This is a genomic window from Paracidovorax oryzae ATCC 19882, from assembly GCF_000687165.1.
GTDB lineage: Bacteria > Pseudomonadota > Gammaproteobacteria > Burkholderiales > Burkholderiaceae_C > Paracidovorax > Paracidovorax oryzae.
Genome location: NZ_JMKU01000002.1, coordinates 201,672 through 219,850, shown reverse-complemented (window position 1 = coordinate 219,850; position 18,179 = coordinate 201,672). Strand labels below are relative to the sequence as shown.

Annotated in this window: 17 protein-coding genes; 9 read left to right on the top strand and 8 right to left on the bottom strand. The window is 71.2% G+C overall.

Features of this window, described 5'->3' with window-relative positions:
- The first annotated feature begins 28 nt into the window (after positions 1-28).
- A complete protein-coding gene (locus T336_RS0102750) occupies positions 29-1,402 on the top strand; it encodes an amidase (protein ID WP_026431402.1) in 1,374 nt (457 codons plus the stop codon).
- A 23-nt stretch (positions 1,403-1,425) separates the two neighbouring features.
- On the opposite strand, the gene rodA is transcribed toward T336_RS0102750, so the two are convergent.
- Complete coding sequence (gene rodA, locus T336_RS0102745) at positions 1,426-2,586, bottom strand: rod shape-determining protein RodA (protein ID WP_019700027.1); 1,161 nt, start codon at positions 2,584-2,586, stop codon at positions 1,426-1,428.
- A 116-nt stretch (positions 2,587-2,702) separates the two neighbouring features.
- Between rodA and T336_RS0102740 the strand changes: the two genes are divergently transcribed.
- Positions 2,703-3,299 carry a YqiA/YcfP family alpha/beta fold hydrolase gene (locus T336_RS0102740; RefSeq protein ID WP_026431401.1) on the top strand — a complete coding sequence of 199 codons (597 nt, stop codon included), beginning with the start codon at positions 2,703-2,705 and terminating at the stop codon, positions 3,297-3,299.
- Here T336_RS0102740 and T336_RS0102735 read toward each other — a convergent pair.
- Positions 3,296-4,942: a Wzy polymerase domain-containing protein gene (locus T336_RS0102735; RefSeq protein ID WP_026431400.1), complete on the bottom strand. Its 1,647-nt coding sequence runs from the start codon at positions 4,940-4,942 to the stop codon at positions 3,296-3,298. The two genes, T336_RS0102740 and T336_RS0102735, sit on opposite strands and share 4 nt — an antisense overlap.
- A 144-nt stretch (positions 4,943-5,086) precedes the next feature.
- On the opposite strand from T336_RS0102735, the gene T336_RS0102730 reads away from it, so the two are divergent.
- The 4 genes from T336_RS0102730 to mtgA are packed head-to-tail and all read left to right on the top strand — an operon-like array spanning position 5,087 to position 9,692.
- Entirely contained in the window at positions 5,087-7,168 is a 2,082-nt protein-coding gene (locus T336_RS0102730) for a ribonuclease catalytic domain-containing protein (RefSeq protein ID WP_019700024.1), read from the top strand.
- Positions 7,169-7,210: 42 nt separating this feature from the next.
- Positions 7,211-8,071, top strand: a complete 861-nt coding sequence (locus T336_RS0102725; RefSeq protein ID WP_019700023.1) for an energy transducer TonB — start codon at positions 7,211-7,213, stop codon at positions 8,069-8,071.
- Positions 8,072-8,115: 44 nt separating this feature from the next.
- Positions 8,116-8,961: a shikimate dehydrogenase gene (gene aroE, locus T336_RS0102720; RefSeq protein WP_019700022.1), complete on the top strand. Its 846-nt coding sequence runs from the start codon at positions 8,116-8,118 to the stop codon at positions 8,959-8,961.
- Complete coding sequence (gene mtgA, locus T336_RS0102715) at positions 8,958-9,692, top strand: monofunctional biosynthetic peptidoglycan transglycosylase (protein WP_019700021.1); 735 nt, start codon at positions 8,958-8,960, stop codon at positions 9,690-9,692. The genes aroE and mtgA overlap by 4 nt, the downstream gene beginning before the upstream one ends.
- A gap of 9 nt (positions 9,693-9,701) precedes the next feature.
- Here the strand turns inward: mtgA and T336_RS0102710 are convergent, their stop codons facing one another.
- The 4 genes from T336_RS0102710 to T336_RS0102695 all read right to left on the bottom strand — a co-directional run bounded on the left by T336_RS0102710 (position 9,702) and on the right by T336_RS0102695 (position 12,896).
- Positions 9,702-10,568 carry an IclR family transcriptional regulator domain-containing protein gene (locus T336_RS0102710; protein WP_019700890.1) on the bottom strand — a complete coding sequence of 289 codons (867 nt, stop codon included), beginning with the start codon at positions 10,566-10,568 and terminating at the stop codon, positions 9,702-9,704.
- Positions 10,569-10,705: 137 nt separating this feature from the next.
- Positions 10,706-11,515 (bottom strand): HpcH/HpaI aldolase family protein, encoded by an 810-nt coding sequence (locus T336_RS0102705; protein ID WP_019700889.1) that lies wholly within the window; start codon positions 11,513-11,515, stop codon positions 10,706-10,708.
- Positions 11,512-11,889: a cupin domain-containing protein gene (locus T336_RS0102700; protein WP_026431399.1), complete on the bottom strand. Its 378-nt coding sequence runs from the start codon at positions 11,887-11,889 to the stop codon at positions 11,512-11,514. The genes T336_RS0102705 and T336_RS0102700 overlap by 4 nt, the downstream gene beginning before the upstream one ends.
- Positions 11,886-12,896 carry a Bug family tripartite tricarboxylate transporter substrate binding protein gene (locus tag T336_RS0102695; RefSeq protein WP_026431398.1) on the bottom strand — a complete coding sequence of 337 codons (1,011 nt, stop codon included), beginning with the start codon at positions 12,894-12,896 and terminating at the stop codon, positions 11,886-11,888. Before T336_RS0102695 ends, T336_RS0102700 begins: the two co-directional genes overlap by 4 nt.
- 244 nt (positions 12,897-13,140) lie before the next feature.
- Here T336_RS0102695 and T336_RS0102690 point away from each other — a divergent pair, with 244 nt between their 5' ends.
- From T336_RS0102690 to ruvC, 3 genes are read left to right on the top strand one after another with little or no spacing between them, the layout of a single operon-like run.
- Entirely contained in the window at positions 13,141-14,028 is an 888-nt protein-coding gene (locus tag T336_RS0102690; RefSeq protein WP_026431397.1) for a lysophospholipid acyltransferase family protein, read from the top strand.
- A 3-nt stretch (positions 14,029-14,031) separates the two neighbouring features.
- Positions 14,032-15,036, top strand: a complete 1,005-nt coding sequence (locus T336_RS0102685; protein ID WP_019700886.1) for a phosphatidate cytidylyltransferase — start codon at positions 14,032-14,034, stop codon at positions 15,034-15,036.
- Between the two features lie 11 nt (positions 15,037-15,047).
- Positions 15,048-15,596, top strand: coding sequence for a crossover junction endodeoxyribonuclease RuvC (gene ruvC / locus T336_RS0102680; RefSeq protein WP_013593238.1), 549 nt, complete (start codon positions 15,048-15,050; stop codon positions 15,594-15,596).
- Between the two features lie 10 nt (positions 15,597-15,606).
- Here the strand turns inward: ruvC and T336_RS0102675 are convergent, their stop codons facing one another.
- Both T336_RS0102675 and T336_RS0102670 read right to left on the bottom strand, forming a co-directional pair.
- On the bottom strand, positions 15,607-16,116 hold the full coding sequence (locus T336_RS0102675) for an RcnB family protein (RefSeq protein ID WP_026431396.1): 510 nt from the start codon (positions 16,114-16,116) through the stop codon (positions 15,607-15,609).
- 113 nt (positions 16,117-16,229) lie between these two features.
- The gene (locus tag T336_RS0102670; RefSeq protein ID WP_026431395.1) at positions 16,230-17,930 is read right to left on the bottom strand and encodes a methyl-accepting chemotaxis protein; all 1,701 of its coding nucleotides are present in this window, start codon (positions 17,928-17,930) and stop codon (positions 16,230-16,232) included.
- Positions 17,931-18,179 lie beyond the last annotated feature (249 nt).

The following is an 18,179-nucleotide window of genomic DNA, read 5'->3' as shown; positions in this document are numbered from 1 at the left end:
TCCGTCACAGCCCAGGAGACCGCCGCCCATGTCCGACCGCCCCGCCCTTCCCACGATCCGCGAACTCGCCCGCTCCCTGGCCGAGGGCGCCACGACGAGCGAGGCCCTGGTGGAGGCGGCACTGGAGCGCATCGCGGCGCACCGTGCCGGCGGAGGTGCCGCCTATGTGGGAGAGGTGGACGCGCTGGCCGCGCGGCTGGCGGCCCGGGCGAGCGACCTGGCCCGTGCCGCGGGCCACGTGCCCTCCCCGCTCGCCGGGCTGCCGGTATCGGTCAAGGACCTGTTCGACGTGCGCGGGCAGGTGACGCGCGCCGGCTCCGCCGTGCTGGCGGATGCCGGGCCCGCCCCGTGCGATGCCGTCGCCGTGGCCCGGCTGCGCGCCGCGGGGGCCGTCCTGCTGGGCCGCACCAACATGAGTGAGTTCGCTTTTTCCGGGCTGGGCCTCAACCCCCACCACGGCACGCCGGCACATCCGCAGGATGCCGGGCGGGTCACGGGCGGATCCAGCTCCGGCGCGGCGGCCACGGTGGCACTGGACCTGGCCGCCGCGGCGCTGGGCACGGACACGGGCGGCTCCATCCGCATTCCGTCGGCGTTCTGCGGGCTCACGGGTTTCAAGCCGACGGCGCGGCGGGTGCCGCTCGCGGGCGCGTACCCGCTCTCGCGCAGCCTCGACTCCATCGGCCCGCTGGCGCGCAGCGTGGATTGCTGCGCGATCCTGGACGCGGTGCTGTCCGGAGAGGGCAGCGACGCCGCTCCTGCCGGCCCCTGGCCCCTGGCCGGGATGCGGCTGGGGGTGGTGCAGGATCTCGTCATGGACGGCCTGGAGCCCGAGGTGGCTGCCGCGTTCGAGAGTGCGCTGCGCCGGCTTTCCGCGGCAGGGGCGCGCATCGAACGGGTGGCCTTTGCGGAGCTGCACGCGCTGCCGCGCATCAACGCGGCGGGCGGACTGATCGCGGCGGAGGCCTGGCAGGTGCACCGCGCACGCCTCGTGGACGCCTCTGTGGCGGCCCGCTACGACCCGCGCGTGGCGCAGCGCACCCGGCGGGGGGAGGCCATCCTGGCCGCGGACTACATCGATGTGCAGGACGCCCGCGCCCGGCTGCAGGCCGCCGCGCAGGAGCGCCTGGGCCACCTGGACGCCTGGCTGATGCCCACGGTGGCCGTTCGCGCGCCGCTGCGCGAACCGCTGGAGCGGGACGACGCCCACTTCTTCGCCACCAACGCCCTGGTGCTGCGCAATACCTCGGTGATCAACTTCCTGGACGGCTGCGCGCTGTCCCTGCCCTGCGGGGCCCCGGGCGAACTGCCGGTGGGGCTGTCGGTGGCGGGGCTGCACGGCGCGGATGCGCGCATCCTGCAGGTGGGCCGCGCCGTGGAGACCTGCCTGCGCGCGGGCTGACGGATTGAGGGTGGCCGCCCGCCTCAGGCCGGGGCCAGCGGCTGCCGCTGCGCGCGGGCGATGGACATCAGCACGCCCAGCGCCAGCCCCAGCGTGACCATGGCGGTGCCGCCATAGCTCACGAAGGGCAGCGGCACGCCCACCACGGGCAGGATGCCGCTCACCATGCCCATGTTCACGAAGGCGTAGGTGAAAAAGATCATCGACACGGCGCCGGCCATCAGCCGCGAGAAGAGCGTGGTCGCGCCCAGGGCGATGGCCAGCCCGCGCCAGACGAGCAGCAGCAGGCAGAAGATCAGGAACAGGTTGCCCACCAGGCCGAACTCCTCGGAATAGGCCGCGAAGATGAAATCGGTGGTGCGCTCGGGGATGAACTCCAGGTGGGTCTGCGTGCCGGCCATGAAGCCCTTGCCCCACACGCCGCCCGAGCCGATGGCGATCATGCCCTGGATGATGTGGAAGCCCTTGCCCAGCGGATCGCGCGTGGGATCGAGCAGCGTGCAGATGCGCTGCTGCTGGTAGTCGTGCAGCACCGGCCAGCGCATGCCGTCCGCGCAGAGCTGCGGCTCGAACCACACGATGAGGGCGATGCCGATGCCGCCGAGAATCACCGGGGGCAGCACCAGCTTCCAGGGCAATCCCGCGAAGAAGATGACCGACAGCCCGGCCGCCAGCACCAGCAGCGAGGTGCCCAGGTCGGGCTGCTTCATGATGAGGCCCACGGGCACGGCGAGCAGCACGACGGCCACCGCGAAATCCAGCGGACGCAGCTGCCCCTCGCGCTTCTGGAACCACCAGGCCAGCATGAGCGGCATGGCGATCTTGAGGATCTCGCTCGGCTGGATCACGATGCCCACGTTGATCCAGCGCTGGGCGCCCTTCTTGATGATGCCGAACATCGCCACGGCCACCAGCAGGGCGACGCCCGCCGCGTAGAGCGGCACGGCCAGGGCCATGAGGCGCTGCGGGGGAATCTGTGCCACGGCGAAGAGGATGCCCGCCGCCAGGACCATGTTGCGGCCGTGGTCGTAGAAGCGGGTGCCGTGGTCGTAGCCCGAGGAATACATGGCCACCAGGCCGATCGACGACAGCAGCAGCAGCACCGCGATGAGCGGCCAGTCGAAGCCCCGGAACAGGGGCAGGATGCGCTGCGGCAGGGAAGGCTTGTCGAAAACGGCGGACATGGGGCGCCATTATCGGCGGCCGCCCCGCGGGAGCCGGCCGGCGGCACAATGCCCGGTACGCCCCGGGGCCCTCCCGCCCCCGGCGCCCGCCCGTGCACTTTCCCCTCCGCCTTCCCATGCCACACGCCACCACCCACCTGCTCTACCTGCACGGCTTCCGCTCGTCCCCCCGCTCGGCCAAGGCGCAGCAGATGGCGCAATGGATGGCAGTGCACCGGCCCGACGCGCGCTTCTGGTGCCCGCAGCTGCCCCCGTCGCCCCGGGAAGCGATGGCGCTGGTCGCTCAGGGCATCGCGGACTGGCCGGCGCATCGCATGGCCGTGGTGGGTTCGTCCCTGGGCGGGTTCTACGCGAGCTGGGTGGCCCGGCAGAAGCCCGGCTGCACGAGCGTGGTGCTGAACCCGGCGGTGGACCCGGCCCGGGACCTGGAGCGCTACATCGGCGAGCAGACGGCGTGGCACGACCCCGCGGAGCACTTCTACTTCCGGCCGGAATACATCGCCGAACTCCGGGCGCTGGACGTGCGGGGCCTTCCCCCGGCCGGCCCGAAGCTGGCCATCATCGCCAAGGGCGACGAGCTCCTGGACTGGCGGGAGATGGCGGCCCGCCATGCCGGCGCGCAGGTGCGGCTGCTCGAAGGGGGCGACCACGCGCTGAGCACGTTCCCGGACCACCTCGGCGAAGTGGTGGCGTTCTGCGGTCTGGTGGATTAGCGCAGGGGACGGCTCGGCCGCGGCCCGAGCAGGCCCGGGACCGGCCGGACGGTAGCAGCCGGCGCCGGCCGCTTGGCCAGCCAGTTGGCGTATTCCTGCGGATACACATCGCGGTAGCGCCGCGTATGGAAGTCGGCTTCGCCGTCCAGGCCGAGCCGGGTGGCGCTGTCGATGAGCGCCTCGATGACGCGGGGCTCGGGCGAGTAGTGCAGCAGCCGGCTGGCGAGGGCGTGCACGCGGGCAGCGTTGTGCCGCGTGGGCTGCAGCGTGGTGAGCACGGCGAAATCCAGGGTGTCGCGGAAGAAGACCGTGGAGTCGGCGACACGCCGCGCGGTGTCGTCCCGGAAGGCGGGATCGCGCTGGTCCACGGCGATGTAGAGCTGCGAGACGCGGTGGTAGTCGCGCACCAGCAGCGCGATGCCGGCCAGCCAGAGGCCTGCCGCCAGCCCGGCGCCGCACAGCAGCGGGACCCGCAGGGCCGCGCGCGCCGGCATCCGCCAGCAGCGCGGCCACAGCAGCGCGAGCGCGCAGGCCGCCGCCAGCTGGAACGGCCCGTACCAGAGCGGGAACTCCAGCAGGCTGTGCACGCCGATGATGGCCAGCAGCCCCCAGGCGAGCTGCCGGGCCGGGTCGGTTTCCCGCCAGGGCCGCGCGCGCCACACGAGCCAGAGCGCCAGGCCGCAGGCGGCCAGGGTGAATGGCAGGCCCAGCTCCACGGCCAGGTGCAGCGGCAGGTCGTGGGCGTTGTCCACCAGCAGGCAGAAGCGCTTGCCGGGGTACTGGGTGATGTAATGGGCATAGGACAGCTCGCCCCACCCCCATCCCGTCCAGGGCCGCTGCGCGATCAGGTGCAGCACGTTCGACCAGAGCACGCGGCGGTTGTCGCAGGCATGCTCGGGTGCCGAAAGGCGCGCGAACAGGCCGTCCATGGCGAAGCCTGTCCAGCGCTCCAGCAGGATGGGCAGCAGCCCGGAGAACAGGGCATAGAGCGCGATGCCCGCCATGCCCAGGGCCAGTGTCGGCGCGCCCAGGGAGCGGCGCCAGAGCAGCAGCAGGACCAGCATGCAGCCCCATTCCAGCGCCCCGGTGCGCGATGCCGTGGCCGCCGCGCCGGCCGCGAGCAGCGCGAGCGCCCAGAAGGCGAGCAGCGCCAGCGCCACGGAGGCGGGCCGCAGGCGCCGGCCTTCGCCCAACTGCGGCGCCTGGTGCGTGCGCGCCACCCACCAGGCGAGCGCCCAGGCGCCCATGCACAGCAGCGTGGCCTGCTGGTTGCGCTGGCGCAGGTTGCCCATGGCGATGCCGTGCGTGGAGGGATAGATCCAGGGCGCCCAGCCGGGATCGCCCCAGAAGAACTGGGCCAGCCCGATGGCGGCACCCAGCAGGCCGGCGAGCAGCATGCCGGCCGCCACCGTCCGGGCCGCCCCCTGGCGCAGGCCGTCGCCCGCCGCGCCGGCCGGCTGGCGCGACCAGGCGGCGGCCAGGGCGGCCGCCACCGCGAAGGCGCACAGTCCGGAAACGGCCAGGGGCCAGAAGTTGGACAGCGGCGGGGTCGTATGTCCGTACAGGAAGGGCAGCGCGATGGCCACGGCGGCGCTGCAGGCGAGCAGGGGCGAGAGCCAGGGGGATTGCGCGGGCGCGGTCATCGGATGGGAGGGGCGCGGAAGCGGGCGGGGTCGGTCGCGAAAAGGGAAGCGCGGCAGGCGCTGGCAAGCGCCAGATCATAGGGTGCCCGGCGGCTCCTGCCGCGCCAGGCCGGCCGGATGCACGGCCCATGGGACAATCCCGCCATGCACGCACTGTTTGAAGAAGCCGGCAAGTTCCTGGCCGGCCGCATCCTGTCCGAAGCGGAAAGCTCGGCCCAGATCGAGCTCGAATCGGGCAAGCGGGTGAAGGTGAAGGCCGCCCACATCCTGCTGAAATTCGAGAAGCCCGCCCCGGCCGACCTGATGCGCGAGGGCCAGGCCCTGGCCGCGACCATCGAGCTGCCCCTGGCCTGGGAGTTCGCGCCGGAAGAGGAATTCGGCTTCGCCGACCTCGCCCGCGACTATTTCTCCGAAAACGCCACGCTGGCACAGCAGGCGGGCGCGCTGTTCGCCCTCTACGAAGCGCCGCACTACTTCCGCCGCGCCGGCAAGGGCCGGTTCAAGAAGGCACCGGCCGAGATCCTGCAGCAGGCGCTGGCCGGCATCGAGAAGAAGCGCCTGATCCAGGAGCAGATCGCCGCCTGGGCGGAGCAACTGGGCCGCGGCGAATGCCCGCAGCCGATCCGCGAGCAGCTCTACAAGATCCTCTTCAGGCCCGACAAGAACGCGCCTGAATACAAGGCCGTGGTGGAAGCCAGCCGCGCCACCCACAAAGCTCCGCTCGATCTGCTGCAGCAGGCCGGCGCCATCGATTCGCCCTACCAGTTCCACTGGAAGCGCTTCCTGTTCGACAACTTCCCCAAGGGCACGGGCTTCCCGTCGCTCACGGCGCCCCAGCCGCCGGCAGACCTGCCGCTGGCGCCCGTGCAGGCCTATTCGATCGACGACTCGCAGACCACCGAGATCGACGACGCACTCTCGGTGCAGGGCCTGGGCACCGGCACCGTGGTGCTGGGCATCCACATCGCGGCGCCGGGCCTGGCGATCGTGCCGGGCTCCCCGCTCGACCAGCTCGGCCGGCAGCGGCTTTCCACCGTCTACATGCCGGGCTACAAGATCACCATGCTGCCGGACGAGGTGGTGCAGATCTATACGCTCGACGAAGGCCGCGCGAACCCGGCCGTCTCGCTCTACGTGTCCATCGACGAGGCCACGCTGGAGATCACGGGCACGGAAACGAAGCTCGAACGCGTGCCCGTCGCCGTGAACCTGCGCCATGACCGGCTGGACCACATCGTCACCGAGGAGTGGCTGCAGGACCCGTCCGTGGAGGTGGAAGGCACGCCCTCCGCGCTGCAGGAGCGCCGGGCCGAGCTGTCGTTCCTCCACCGCCTGGCGCGCAAGCTCAAGGCGCAGCGCGAGGTGGTGCGCGGCAAGCCCGAGACCTTCAACCGGCCCGACTACAACTTCCGCCTTGCAGGCGTGCCCGAGGGCAGCGAGCCGACCGGCGCCGAGACCGTCTCGATCACCACGCGCCGCCGCGGCGCGCCGCTGGACCTGATCGTGGCGGAGGCCGCCATCGTGGCCAACAGCACCTGGGGTGGCCTGCTGGCCGACCATGGCGTGCCCGGCATCTACCGCAGCCAGGCCAGCCTCGCGCCCGGCATGAAGGTGCGCATGGGCACCAAGGCCCTGCCCCATGCGGGCATCGGCGTGAAGAGCTACGCCTGGGCGACCTCGCCGCTGCGCCGCTACGTCGATCTGGTGAACCAGTGGCAGATCATCGCCTGCGTGCGCCACGGCAAGACGGCTGCGCTGGCCGCGCCGTTCAAGCCCAAGGACGCGGACCTGTTCTCCATCATCAGCAGCTTCGACGCGGCCTACGGCGCCTACAACGGCTACCAGGCCGGCATGGAGCGCTTCTGGACGCTGCAGTACCTGCGCCAGAACGGCATCGCCGAACTCGATGCCAGCGTGATCAAGGACGGCGGCGGCGGCAGCTACCTGGTGCGCGCGGACGAACTGCCGCTGGTGCTGCCCGTGCTGGGCGCCCAGGCGCTGCCCCGCGGCGCGCGGGTGCGCGTGAAGCTGGGCGAGATCGACGACATCACGCTGGATGTGAACGGCACCGTGGTCGAGCGCCTGGACGATCCGGCCGATCCAGGGGACGACGCCACTGCCGGCGAGCCCGAAGGCGACGACGAGGAAGCCGTGGCCGGCCCGATCGCCATCGCGGTGGACGTCAACGAGGCCGAGGGAACGAGCGCAGCGCCCGCGGCGTCCTGAACGCTGCTGGACACGCTGCTCCAGCCCGCATAATCGGCCGCCGTGAGACTCCCCGCCTTCCTCCAACGCTTCAGCACGCTGCAGATCGCGCTCGCCTTCTCGGTGGCCGTGCACGCCGTGCTGCTGTCGGCGCGCTTCATCGACCCGGAAGGCTTCAACCGCGTCTTCCAGGACACGCCGCTGGAGGTGATCCTGGTGAACGCCAGGTCCAACGAGCGCCCCGAGAAGGCCCAGGCCATCGCGCAATCGTCGCTGGCGGGCGGCGGCGACGCGGACAAGGGCCGCGCGACCAGCCCCCTGCCCTATTCCGCCATCACGCAGGTGGGCGAGGATTTCGAGGAGGCGCAGCGCAAGCTCGACGCCATGCAGGAGCAGCAGGCCCAGTTGCTGGCGCAGTTGCGCAAGCAACTGGCGACCATGCCCCCGCCCGACCCGCGCGACCAGAGCCCGAACACGGACCGCGTGCAGCAGGAGGAGCGGCGCCGCCAGCTGCTGAAGCTGCTCGCCGAGATCGAGAAGCGCATCAACGAAGAGAACTCCCGCCCGAAGAAGCGCTACATCAGCCCGGCGACCCGCGAAGAGGTCTATGCGGTCTATTACGACGCGCTGCGCCGCAAGATCGAGGACAAGGGCACGGAAAGCTTCCCCGAGCAGGCCGGCAGGAAACTCTACGGCGAGTTGACCATGATCGTGACCGTGAACCACGACGGCCGGGTGCTCGATACCGAGATCGTCCAGGGTTCGGGCAACCGCCTGCTGGACCAGCGCGCGCAGGCCATCGTGCGCGCGTCAGGTCCCTTCGGCAACTTCAGCCCCGCGATGCGCGCCAAGGCCGACCAGATCGCCGTGGTGTCGCGCTTCAAGTTCACGCGCGAGCAGACGCTGGAGACCAGCGTGCGCTGACGCCCCCGCCCGCTTTCCCGACGACTTTTCCTCCCTCTGCCGCCATGACGACGACATCCGCCCCGGACGTGTACTGCGTGATGGGCCATCCCGTGGAGCACAGCCGCTCGCCGTGGATCCATGCACGCTTCGCCGAACTCACCGGCCAGCGGATCGGCTACACGCGGCGGCTGGTGCCGCTCGATGGCTTCGCCCAGGCGCTCGCCGATTTCGCGGCGGCCGGCGGGGCGGGCTGCAACGTGACGGTGCCGTTCAAGCACGACGCGGCCCGGCTCGCGACCCACGCCAGCGACCGCGTGCGGCGCGCGGGAGCGGCCAACACCCTGAGTTTCCGCGCCGACGGCACGGTGCATGCCGAGAACACCGATGGCCTGGGCCTGGTGGCGGACATCGTGGGCAATGCGGGCGTGGCGCTCGCGGGCCGCGACGTGTTGCTCGTGGGTGCCGGAGGAGCGGCCGCGGGCGTGCTCGCCCCGCTGCTGGACCAGGCGCCCCGGCGGATCGCCGTGGTGAACCGCACCGAAGCGCGCGCACGGGCCCTGGTGCAGGCGCACGCGGACCTCGCGGCCAGCCGGCAGGTGGTGCTCGAGGCGCTGCCGGTCGGCCAGCCCGGCGCCGGCTACGACGTGGTCATCAACGCCACGGCCAGCAGCCTGGCCGGCGGCGAAGTGCCCGTGCCGGGCACGGTGCTGCGCGAGGGCACGCTGGCCTACGACATGATGTACGGCCCCGCAGCGCAGGGTTTCATGGACTGGGCTCGCGCCCGCGGCGCGGTGCCTCGCGACGGGCTGGGCATGCTGGTGGAGCAGGCCGCCGAGGCGTTCGCCGTCTGGCGCGGCGTGCGTCCCCCGGCCGCGCAGGTGCTGCAGGAACTGCGCGCGCAGCTATGAAGGGCCTGCTGCGCTGGATCGGCTGCGTGCTGCTGGCCGGCTTGGCCCTGCAGCTGTTCTTCGTGCTGCGCATCGCCGCGATGGCGGCCATCGATCCTCAGTCCACCAGCTTCCAGCGCTCCGAGGCCTGGGCCCAGGTGGCCGGCGGCAGCGGACTGCGCTGGCGCCAGCAATGGGTGCCCTATGGCCGCATCGCGGACACGCTCAAGCGCGCGGTGATCGCGTCGGAGGACGATGGCTTCGCCAGCCACGACGGGGTGGACTGGAATGCAATCGAGAAGGCCTGGGAGCGCAATGCCCGCGCCGAGGCCCAGGCCGCCCGGCTGCAGGATGCCCAGCCCGGGCGGGCGGTGCGCCCGGCGCGCATCCGGGGCGGCTCCACCATCACGCAGCAGCTCGCCAAGAACCTGCTGCTCTCCGGCGAGCGCAACCTGCTGCGCAAGGGGCAGGAGTTCGTGCTGACGCTGGCGCTGGAGCAACTGCTCTCCAAGGAGCGCATCCTGGAGATCTACCTCAACAGCGTGGAATGGGGTGAAGGCGTGTTCGGCGCCGAGGCGGCGGCACAGCGCTACTTCCGCAAGAGCGCGTCGCAGCTGAGCGCCCCGGAGGCGGCGCGCCTCGCCGTCATGCTGCCCGCCCCGAAGCGCTTCGAGAAGAACCCGGGCTCGGCGTACCTGTCGGGCCGCACGCGCGTGATCCTGGGACGGATGGGCAGCGCGGAACTGCCTTAGATCGCTCCTTCAGGCCGCCACGGGGTGGGCGTTCGACACGGCACCGGCATACGCCACCGGCTGCGGTGCGGCCAGGACGCCGGCCGTCTGCGGCGGCATCGGCATGCCGGAAGGCTGCGACGACTGCGCGGCTTCCTCGCCGATGCGCGATGCGGTGGACTGCACGAGCGACAGGAAGCGCTTGAGCATGCGGTCGTCCATCTGGCTCGCGAAGGTGGAATACACCAGCGCGCCGCGCAGCACGCCGCCGCCGAACACCGGCACCGCGAAAGCCGTGCTCTCGGAGTTGTTGCGCGCGTAGCGGATGGCATAGCCCTGGCGGCGCGTTTCCCGCACGATCCGGCGCAGCGCCCACATGTCGGTGATCTTCTGGTGCGGCTCGCCATGGGTGTTGGCGGCCTCCACGAGGATGCGTCGCTCGGCGCGGGTGCAATAGGCGAGGTAGGCACGGCCCAGCGCCGAGGGGATCAGGTCGTAGCGCCGGCCCAGGCTTGAGGGGCGGATGGCATAGGGGCTGTAGGGCATGGTGCAGAACACCACGCGCATCTGGTGCCCGTCGATCACGGCGAGCGATAGCGGCCACTTGATCTGCCGCGTGGCGGTGATCATCAGCGGCGCGGCCAGTTCGGCCAGGCGCAGCTTCTCGTTCACGCCGCTGCTGAGGTTGCTCACGGCCAGCGTCAGCTGGTACTGCCCGTAGGCATGGGGATCGCTGCGCACGTATTTCTCGTGCTCCAGCGTGCCCAGCAGGCGGTGCAGCGTGGACTTGGCGAGGCCCGTGCGCTGGTGCAGTTCCTGCAGGCTCCAGGTGGAGCGCTCGTTCATGACGCGCAGGATCAGCAGCGCACGTTGCACGGAGCGGACTTCGGTACTCATGGGTTGTTCTCTCTGTGGAAATGGAAGGCCAGCGAATGCGGGGGGCATTCGGGGAACGCGATTGCGCGCGGGCCCCCGGTCACGCGCGCTGGAGAAACGGAAATCAGGTGGTCCATGGGCAGGTTTCCCCGATGCCTTCAGGCCGTCTCGGCCTCGGTCGCCTCGGCCAGCACCTGCCGTGCCGCCCGGCACAGCAGGGCCTGGTCGGAGCCCACCACGAAAAACGACATGCCCTGCGCGGCCAGCGGAGGGATGGCGTGCACATCGGGGACGAAGCAGCCCACCGCGCGCCCCTGGGACAGCCCGGCGGCGCTCACGGCCGCGACCGCATCGGCCACGCGCGGGTCGTCCAGCCCCAGCGCCCCGAGGGACACGGCTAGGTCGGCCGGGCCGACGAACAGGCAATCCACGCCCGGCACGGCGGCGATGGCGGCCGCCTCGGCCACGGCACGGGCGCTTTCGATCTGCACGATGACCGAGGTGTGCGCATCGCTGGCACGCAGGTGCTCGGCCATGCTGCGGGTGCCGTAGCCCCCGGCGCGCGAGGACGTGCTGAACCCCCTGGCACCGCCCTGGCCGTAGCGCGCGGCGCGCACCACCTCTTCGGCGATGCGGGCATCGTCCACGTGCGGCACCATCACCCCGCCTGCGCCGAGGTCCAGCGCCTGCTGGATCGCCGAGGCGCGCGGATACGGCACGCGCACCAGCACCGGCAGTGCGCAGGCATGGGCGGCGAGCAGGCTGCGGTCCAGGCTTTCCGGGCCGAACGGTGCATGCTCGGCATCGAGCACGAGCGTATCGAGCCCCGTGGCGGCCAGCACTTCCACCGTCTGGTGCGAGGTCGTCTTGACGAAGGTCGCCATCAGGCGGTCGCGCGCCAGGATGCGGCTGCGCAGCCGTGCCGCAGGGGACGGACCGGAAGGCAGGGGGTGGGCGGTGCCGGTCATGCGAGGTATTCCGGCCGCGCGGGCGTGAAGACATCCAGGTTGAGCACGGGCTCGTCGCCCACCACCACGCCATAGTGCAGCGCATGCGGCGGGATGAGCAACAGCCCGCCGGGCCCCAGCCGGACCACCTGCCCGTCCACATGCACGTCCATCTGCCCCGCCAGGATGTACATCACCTGCTCGTTCGGGTGCATATGCGGCCGGGGCTCGTGCCCCGGCATCAGGCGGTGCAGCGCCAGGGTGACGTTGCCGCTGCCGAACGCCTTGCGTTCGATGCCGCGGCGCACGGGCACCCATTCCAGCGCGCTCCAGTCGACGCTGTGCAGGACGGCAGCCGCTTCGGGCGGCAGGGGGGCGGGGGCGGAGGAGGTCATTCGGGTGCGATGCGGAGGGATTGGATGGTGCGGGACCACAGGTCGTGGTCCGCCTGGAGCACGGCGCGCAGCTGCAGCGGCGACAGGGGGGAGCGCACCATGCCCAGGCCCCGGAATCGCTCGGCGATCTCGGGCAGCGCGGTGACGCGGTTGATCTCTTCGTTGAGCTGCGCGCGGCGCGCCGGCTCGAGGCCGCGCGGCGCGAACACGCCATACCAGTTGGTCACCTCGAAGCCCTTGAGCGTCTCGGACACGCTCGGCACGCCGGGCAGCAGGTCGGTGCGGTTCTTCTCGGTCACCGCGATGAGGCGGATCTTTCCGGACTGCGCGTGGGGCAGCAGCAGCGAGGCGCCGCCCGCGAACATCTGGCACTCTCCCTGCACCAGGGCCGCCACGGCGGGGCCGCCTCCCTTGTAGGGCACGTGCACGATATCCAGGCCCGCGGTCTTGGCCAGCAGGGCCAGGGTGAGGTGGTTGTGCGTGCCGATGCCCCCGGAGGCGTAGTTGATCTTGCCGGGGTTGGCGCGGATGTAGTCGAGCAGTTCGGGGAAGGTGTGCACCGGCATGCTGGCGGACACCGCGATCACGTTGATCGCGTAGGCCAGCATGGCGACGGTGTCGAAGTCGTTCATGGGGTCGAAAGGCAGGTGCCGGTAGAGGCTGCCGTTCATCGCATGGGTGGACATCGCGCCGATCTCGAGGGTGTAGCCGTCGGCCGGGGCGCGCGCCACCAGGGCGGCCCCCAGGTTGCCGCCCGCGCCGGCGACGTTCTCGACCACGATGGGCTGGCCGCTGTGGGGGAAAAGCTGTTTGGAAAGCAGCCGCGCGAGGATGTCCGTCGATCCTGCCGGCGCGAAGGGCACCACCAGCCGGATCGGCCGGGAAGGAAACTCGCCCCCGCTGCCCGCACCCTGCGGCCCCTGGGCATGGGCGAGCCAGGGCAGGGCCGCGCTTCCCAGGCCCAGGGCGAGAGCGTGGCGGCGTGACAGCAGGAGGTTGGACGACATGTTCAGGGTTCCCTCTTTGGTAAATTTGATCAATACGATACCAAAATCATTTTTTGGTTCGCATGGGCAGAGTCTAGAAGCCATATTCGCCGAATAGGAGGCGAACTTTCCGGATTCCGAAGAGTGGAACGATTTACCCCCGTTCCGCAATTCATGGCCCTTCCCGGCCTGCGGGATTGCCCGGAGGGCTGCACGCGGCGCGGCGCCGGGCTGGAATGGAAAGCGCCCCCGTATGATCCGGGCCATGCTGTCCAAGTTGATGAGCCTTTTCCTGCTCGGCCTGGTGCGCCTGCTGACCGGCTCGCAGGCCCGGTGGTACGGCTGCCCGCCCAAGGCCGAGCAGCGCATCTATTTCGCCAACCACCAGAGCCATGCCGACCTCGTGATGATCTGGGCCGCCCTGCCCCAGGAACTGCGCAGCATCACCCGGCCCATCGCCGCCCGCGACTACTGGACCAAGAGCCCCTTCCGGCAGTGGCTGACCACGGCCGTCTTCAACGCGGTGTACGTGGACCGGGTATCGGGCACGTCCGGCCAGCGCCCCGCGCCGGAGGCGCCACCCCAGCCCCCCGTGCAGGCGGCGGTCGGAGCGCCCCTGCCGGCCTCCGCGGAACCTGCGCCGCCCGCAGCACCCCCATTGCCCGCCCAGCCGGAGTCGCCCGTGCCCGGCCCGCTTCCCGCCCAGGGCACGCTCGAGGGCTTCCTGGCGCAGTCCGCGCCCGCGCCGGCCGAACCGCTTGCACCGGCCGCCGATCCGGGGCAACCCGTGCGGCCGGACCCGGAGGCCCTGCGCGCCGCGCTGCCCGCGGACGATCCGCTCGCGCCGCTGGTGCAGGCCCTGGAGAGCGGGGATTCCATCGTGATCTTCCCCGAAGGCACGCGCGGCCACGGGGACGAGCCCCAGCCCTTCAAGTCCGGGCTCTACCGGCTCGCGCAGATGTTCCCGCAGGTGGTGCTCGTGCCGGCCTGGATCCACAACGTCCAGCGGGTGATGCCCAAGGGCGAGGTGGTACCCGTGCCCATCCTGTGCTCGGTGACTTTCGGCGCGCCCATCGAACTGGGCGCGGGCGAAGAGCGGCGCGCCTTCCTCGACCGCGCCCGGCGCGCGGTGATCGCCCTGCGGGAGGTGTGAGCCATGCTGGACACCCTCCGCCACCTCACCACCACGCAGCAGATCGGCGCGCTGTTCGTGGCCATGTTCGGCCTGCTGTCGCTGGTCACCCTCTACGCCTTCTTCCAGACCCTGCGCGAGGCGCGCGGGCCCGGTCCGGAAGACCAGGCAGCGCACGAGGTGCACCAGCAGGAATGGCGCCGCTTCTGGAGCCTGCTGAAGACCTCCTGGATCATGGCGACGGTCTTCTGGGTGGGCTGGGCCCTGGGCGATGCCGTCGCCACGGTGCTTTTCGCCATCGTCGCCTTCCTGGCGCTGCGCGAGTTCATCACGCTCTCGCCCACCCGGCGGGGGGACCACCGCAGCCTCGCACTGGCGTTCTTCATCGTGCTGCCGCTGCAGTTCGCCATCGTGGGGATGCGCAAGTTCGACCTGCTGACGGTGTTCATCCCGGTCTATGTCTTCCTCGCGCTGCCGGTGGCGAGCGCGCTGGCCAACGATCCGGAACGCTTCCTGGAGCGCAATGCCAAGCTGCAGTGGGGCATCATGGTCTGCGTGTACGGCATGAGCCACGTGCCCGCGCTGCTGCTGCTCGATTTTCCGAACTACGAGGGGCGCGGCGCCTTCCTGGTCTTCTTCCTCGTGGCCGTGGTGCAGACCAGCGTCATCGCGCAGCACCTGCTCGGCCGGCGCTTCCCGCACCGCCCCGTCGCCCCGCTGGTGAGCCAGAGCTTCCAGTGGCTGAGCTGGACCGTCGGCGTCGCGGTGGGGGGCCTGGCGGGCGTTGCGCTGTCGTTCATCACCCCCTTCAAGGTGGGGCAGGCGCTGGGCATGGCGCTGCTGGCCTGCCTGGCCGGCACGCTCGGCCACCTCGTGATGAAGGCGCTCAAGCGCGACCGCGGCGTGACCAGCTGGGGCCTGCAGGGCCAGTCCACCACCGGGGCGGGCGGCCTGCTGGACCGGGTGGACGCGCTGTGCTTCGCGGGCCCCGTGTTCTTCCATTCGGCCCGCTGGTACTTCGGCCTGTGAACGGCACCCCCATGAGAATCCTGGGCATCGACCCCGGCCTGCAGACCACCGGCTTCGGCGTGGTGGACGTGGACGGCCACCACCTGAGCTACGTGGCCAGCGGCACCATCCGCACGACGGGCGCCGCCCTGGGCGACCTGCCGGGCCGCCTGAAGATCCTGTTCGACGGCATCACCGAAGTGGCCGCCCGCTACCAGCCCGACGCGGCCACGGTCGAGATCGTCTTCGTGAACGTGAACCCCCAGTCCACCCTGCTGCTCGGCCAGGCACGGGGCGCCTGCGTCACCGCCCTGGTGGCCAGCCAGCTGCCCGTGGCCGAGTACACCGCGCTGCAGATGAAGAAGGCCGTCGTGGGCCACGGCCGCGCGGCCAAATCCCAGGTGCAGGAGATGGTGCGCCGGCTGCTGCAGCTGCCCGGCCTGCCGGGCAGCGATGCCGCCGACGCGCTCGGCCTGGCCATCACCCATGCCCATGCCGGGGCGGCGATGGGCCGGCTGGCGGAAGCCACGACGCTCAACCGCCGCCAGCACGCCATGTACCGGAGCGGACGGACGCTCTGACGCCCTCCGGCTACTGGAAGACGATCTGCGCGACGACGCCGGAGCCGACCGAGATCAGCAGGTAGTCGGGGCCGTTCTGCACCCAGTGGTAGCCGCGCGGCGGGGGCGCCAGATGGTGCATGCGCCAGTCCTGCACCACGTAATGGTGCGAGCGGTACATCGGCGGCACGCGGCTGCCGCGGTACCAGTCGTGGTGCGGGCCTGCACCACGGCGGCCATGGGCGCGGGCATGCGGAGGCGGGCCGGGATGGTGGCGCGGGCCGGCGTGGTGCCATTGCGGCGGGGGCGGGGGCGGGGGTGCGTGGCGCGGGCCGGCATGGTGGCCGTGGGGGCCATGGCCCGGGCCGCCCCGGCGGTGTCCGGGACCGTGCTCGTACTCGCGGCCCGGGATGCCGTCGTAGGGCTGCGCCTGCGCGCCCAGGGAAGACAGGCCGAGGAACAGGGCCAGGCCGGCGGAGCGGAAGTGGTTCAGCGCGCCGGAGCCGGGTGCATCGGCGCAAGAGGAGTCTGTACGGATCATGGCTCGTTGCTGCGGGGCAAAAGCCGCAGCCTACCACCATGCCCGGCCCGCCCCGGCCGGGGAAAACCGCAACCCCGGTCCGGTCGGGCCGATCGCGGCCGGCCGGGCCCCGTTCAGGCAGCCGGCTCGTGGCGCACGAAGCCCGCCACCGGTCCGCGCACGGGTTCGGGCAGGGCGGCGGCCTGGGGCCGGGGCACCAGGGGCGCGCTGCCGGGCGGCGGCGGTGCCTGCAGGGTGGGCTCCACCACCGCGCCGTCGTCATCGAGGCGGAAGCGGCGCACGGCACCGATCAGCTGCACGGCCTGATCGCGCAGCGACTCCGATGCGGCCGTGGACTGTTCGACCAGCGCGGCGTTCTGCTGGGTCATCTGGTCGAGCTGGCTCACGGACTGGCTGATCTGGCCGATGTTGTCGCTCTGCTCGGCCGACGAGGCGGTGATCTCCGAGATCATCTCGGAGACGCGGCGCACGCTGTCCACGATCTCGGTCATGGTCGCCCCGGCCTGGCCCACGAGCCGCGAGCCGCTCTCCACGCGCTCCACCGAGGAGCCGATGAGTTCCTTGATCTCCTTGGCCGCCGAGGCGGAGCGCTGGGCCAGCGTGCGCACCTCGGCCGCGACCACCGCGAAGCCGCGGCCCTGCTCCCCCGCGCGGGCCGCCTCGACGGCGGCGTTCAGCGCCAGGATGTTGGTCTGGAAGGCGATGGAATCGATCACGCCGGTGATGTCGGCGATCTTGCGCGAGCTGTCGGTGATCTGGCCCATGGTGTCCACGACCTGCGAGACCACGCTGCCGCCCCTGGCCGCCACCTGGGCCGCGGTGGACGCGAAGTCGCTGGCCTGGCGTGCGGACTGGGTGCTCTGCTGCACCGTGCCGGCGAGCATTTCCATGGACGAGGCCGTTTCCTCCAGGTTGGCGGCGGTCTGCTCGGTGCGCTGGCTCAGGTCGTGGTTGCCCGAGGCGATCTCCGTGCTGGCCGTCGAGATGTTGCCCGACGCCTCCTGCACCTGTCGCACCAGGCCGCGCAATGCCTCCTGCATGCGGCCCATGGCCACGACGAGCTGGCCAACCTCGTCCATCTGGGCGGGCCGGACTTCATGCGACAGGTCCCCGCTGGCGATGCGCTCGGCCAGCAGCCGGGCCTGCGCCAGCGAACTGGTGATGGAGCGCACGCTGAAGAAGGTGAGCGGGATCAGTACCGCCAGCGCCAGCACCAGCCCGCCGCCGATCACCGCGGACATGGTGGCGGTGCGCGCGTCCACGCCCTGCCGCGCCTCCTCCATGTTCTCGCGTGCGCTCTGCGCGAGGCTCGCGAGGATCTGGTCGGTGGCCTCCATGTGGCTCTTCAGGCGGTCGGCATAGGCGGCGCCGCCGGCCCCGTCGAGCTGGGCCCGCTCGATCTGCTCGAAGATCGGGGAGATGCCGGCCTCGTACTGCTGGATCTCGGCCAGCGCCTTGTCGATGGAGCCCACGAAGGCCGCGTCCCCCGCCTGCACCTGGCGCACGGCCGTGAGGCTCTTGCGCAGCGCGGCCAGGGTCTTGCCCCAGGCCTCCCTCTGCGAGGCCACTTCGACCGAGTTGTTGAAGTTGAGGATGATGTCCTTCTCGGTGCGGCGCAGCGTGCCCAGCGTCGTGCGCAGGTCGGCCATGTCGGTCAGGGTCTGCACCCGCTGGGAAAAAAGCACCTGCAGCGTGTCGCGCGTGCGGTCGAGGGCGAGGTAGCCCAGCCCTCCGATCACGACAAGCAGCACCAGGGAAAAAATCGTGCCGAAGTACAGGCGCGTGCGGATCGACAAGCGTCCCAGAGTATTCATGACATCCTCTACAAAACGTTACAAAGGCGCATGCAATAACCGCGCCTGCCCATTGCTGCCTCGTGGGCTGCCGGGGCGCCCACTATAGGGCGGCCCGACGGTGGCACCGGCAGGGTAAGCACGACTGGCGCGGGCACAGGCCACGTGACCCACGCGCAACCAGCATAAACAAATTGTCACAACCTTGATGCAGAGTACCCGAATCCGGGCAAGGCCCGTCTTCTTTACCTGCCCTGCCAGGTCTCCTGC

What these genes read in the sequence shown, in the direction of transcription:
- aroE (WP_019700022.1), top strand. Translation starts at nt 8,116, where the DNA reads ATGACGACGACATCCGCCCCGGACGTGTACTGCGTGATGGGCCATCCC.
- T336_RS0102740 (WP_026431401.1), top strand. Translation starts at nt 2,703, where the DNA reads ATGCCACACGCCACCACCCACCTGCTCTACCTGCACGGCTTCCGCTCG.
- T336_RS0102735 (WP_026431400.1), bottom strand. Translation starts at nt 4,942, where the DNA reads ATGACCGCGCCCGCGCAATCCCCCTGGCTCTCGCCCCTGCTCGCCTGC.
- T336_RS0102705 (WP_019700889.1), bottom strand. Translation starts at nt 11,515, where the DNA reads ATGACCGGCACCGCCCACCCCCTGCCTTCCGGTCCGTCCCCTGCGGCA.
- T336_RS0102690 (WP_026431397.1), top strand. Translation starts at nt 13,141, where the DNA reads ATGCTGTCCAAGTTGATGAGCCTTTTCCTGCTCGGCCTGGTGCGCCTG.
- T336_RS0102685 (WP_019700886.1), top strand. Translation starts at nt 14,032, where the DNA reads ATGCTGGACACCCTCCGCCACCTCACCACCACGCAGCAGATCGGCGCG.
- mtgA (WP_019700021.1), top strand. Translation starts at nt 8,958, where the DNA reads ATGAAGGGCCTGCTGCGCTGGATCGGCTGCGTGCTGCTGGCCGGCTTG.
- T336_RS0102695 (WP_026431398.1), bottom strand. Translation starts at nt 12,896, where the DNA reads ATGTCGTCCAACCTCCTGCTGTCACGCCGCCACGCTCTCGCCCTGGGC.
- T336_RS0102670 (WP_026431395.1), bottom strand. Translation starts at nt 17,930, where the DNA reads ATGAATACTCTGGGACGCTTGTCGATCCGCACGCGCCTGTACTTCGGC.
- T336_RS0102700 (WP_026431399.1), bottom strand. Translation starts at nt 11,889, where the DNA reads ATGACCTCCTCCGCCCCCGCCCCCCTGCCGCCCGAAGCGGCTGCCGTC.
- rodA (WP_019700027.1), bottom strand. Translation starts at nt 2,586, where the DNA reads ATGTCCGCCGTTTTCGACAAGCCTTCCCTGCCGCAGCGCATCCTGCCC.
- T336_RS0102750 (WP_026431402.1), top strand. Translation starts at nt 29, where the DNA reads ATGTCCGACCGCCCCGCCCTTCCCACGATCCGCGAACTCGCCCGCTCC.
- ruvC (WP_013593238.1), top strand. Translation starts at nt 15,048, where the DNA reads ATGAGAATCCTGGGCATCGACCCCGGCCTGCAGACCACCGGCTTCGGC.
- T336_RS0102730 (WP_019700024.1), top strand. Translation starts at nt 5,087, where the DNA reads ATGCACGCACTGTTTGAAGAAGCCGGCAAGTTCCTGGCCGGCCGCATC.
- T336_RS0102710 (WP_019700890.1), bottom strand. Translation starts at nt 10,568, where the DNA reads ATGAGTACCGAAGTCCGCTCCGTGCAACGTGCGCTGCTGATCCTGCGC.
- T336_RS0102675 (WP_026431396.1), bottom strand. Translation starts at nt 16,116, where the DNA reads ATGATCCGTACAGACTCCTCTTGCGCCGATGCACCCGGCTCCGGCGCG.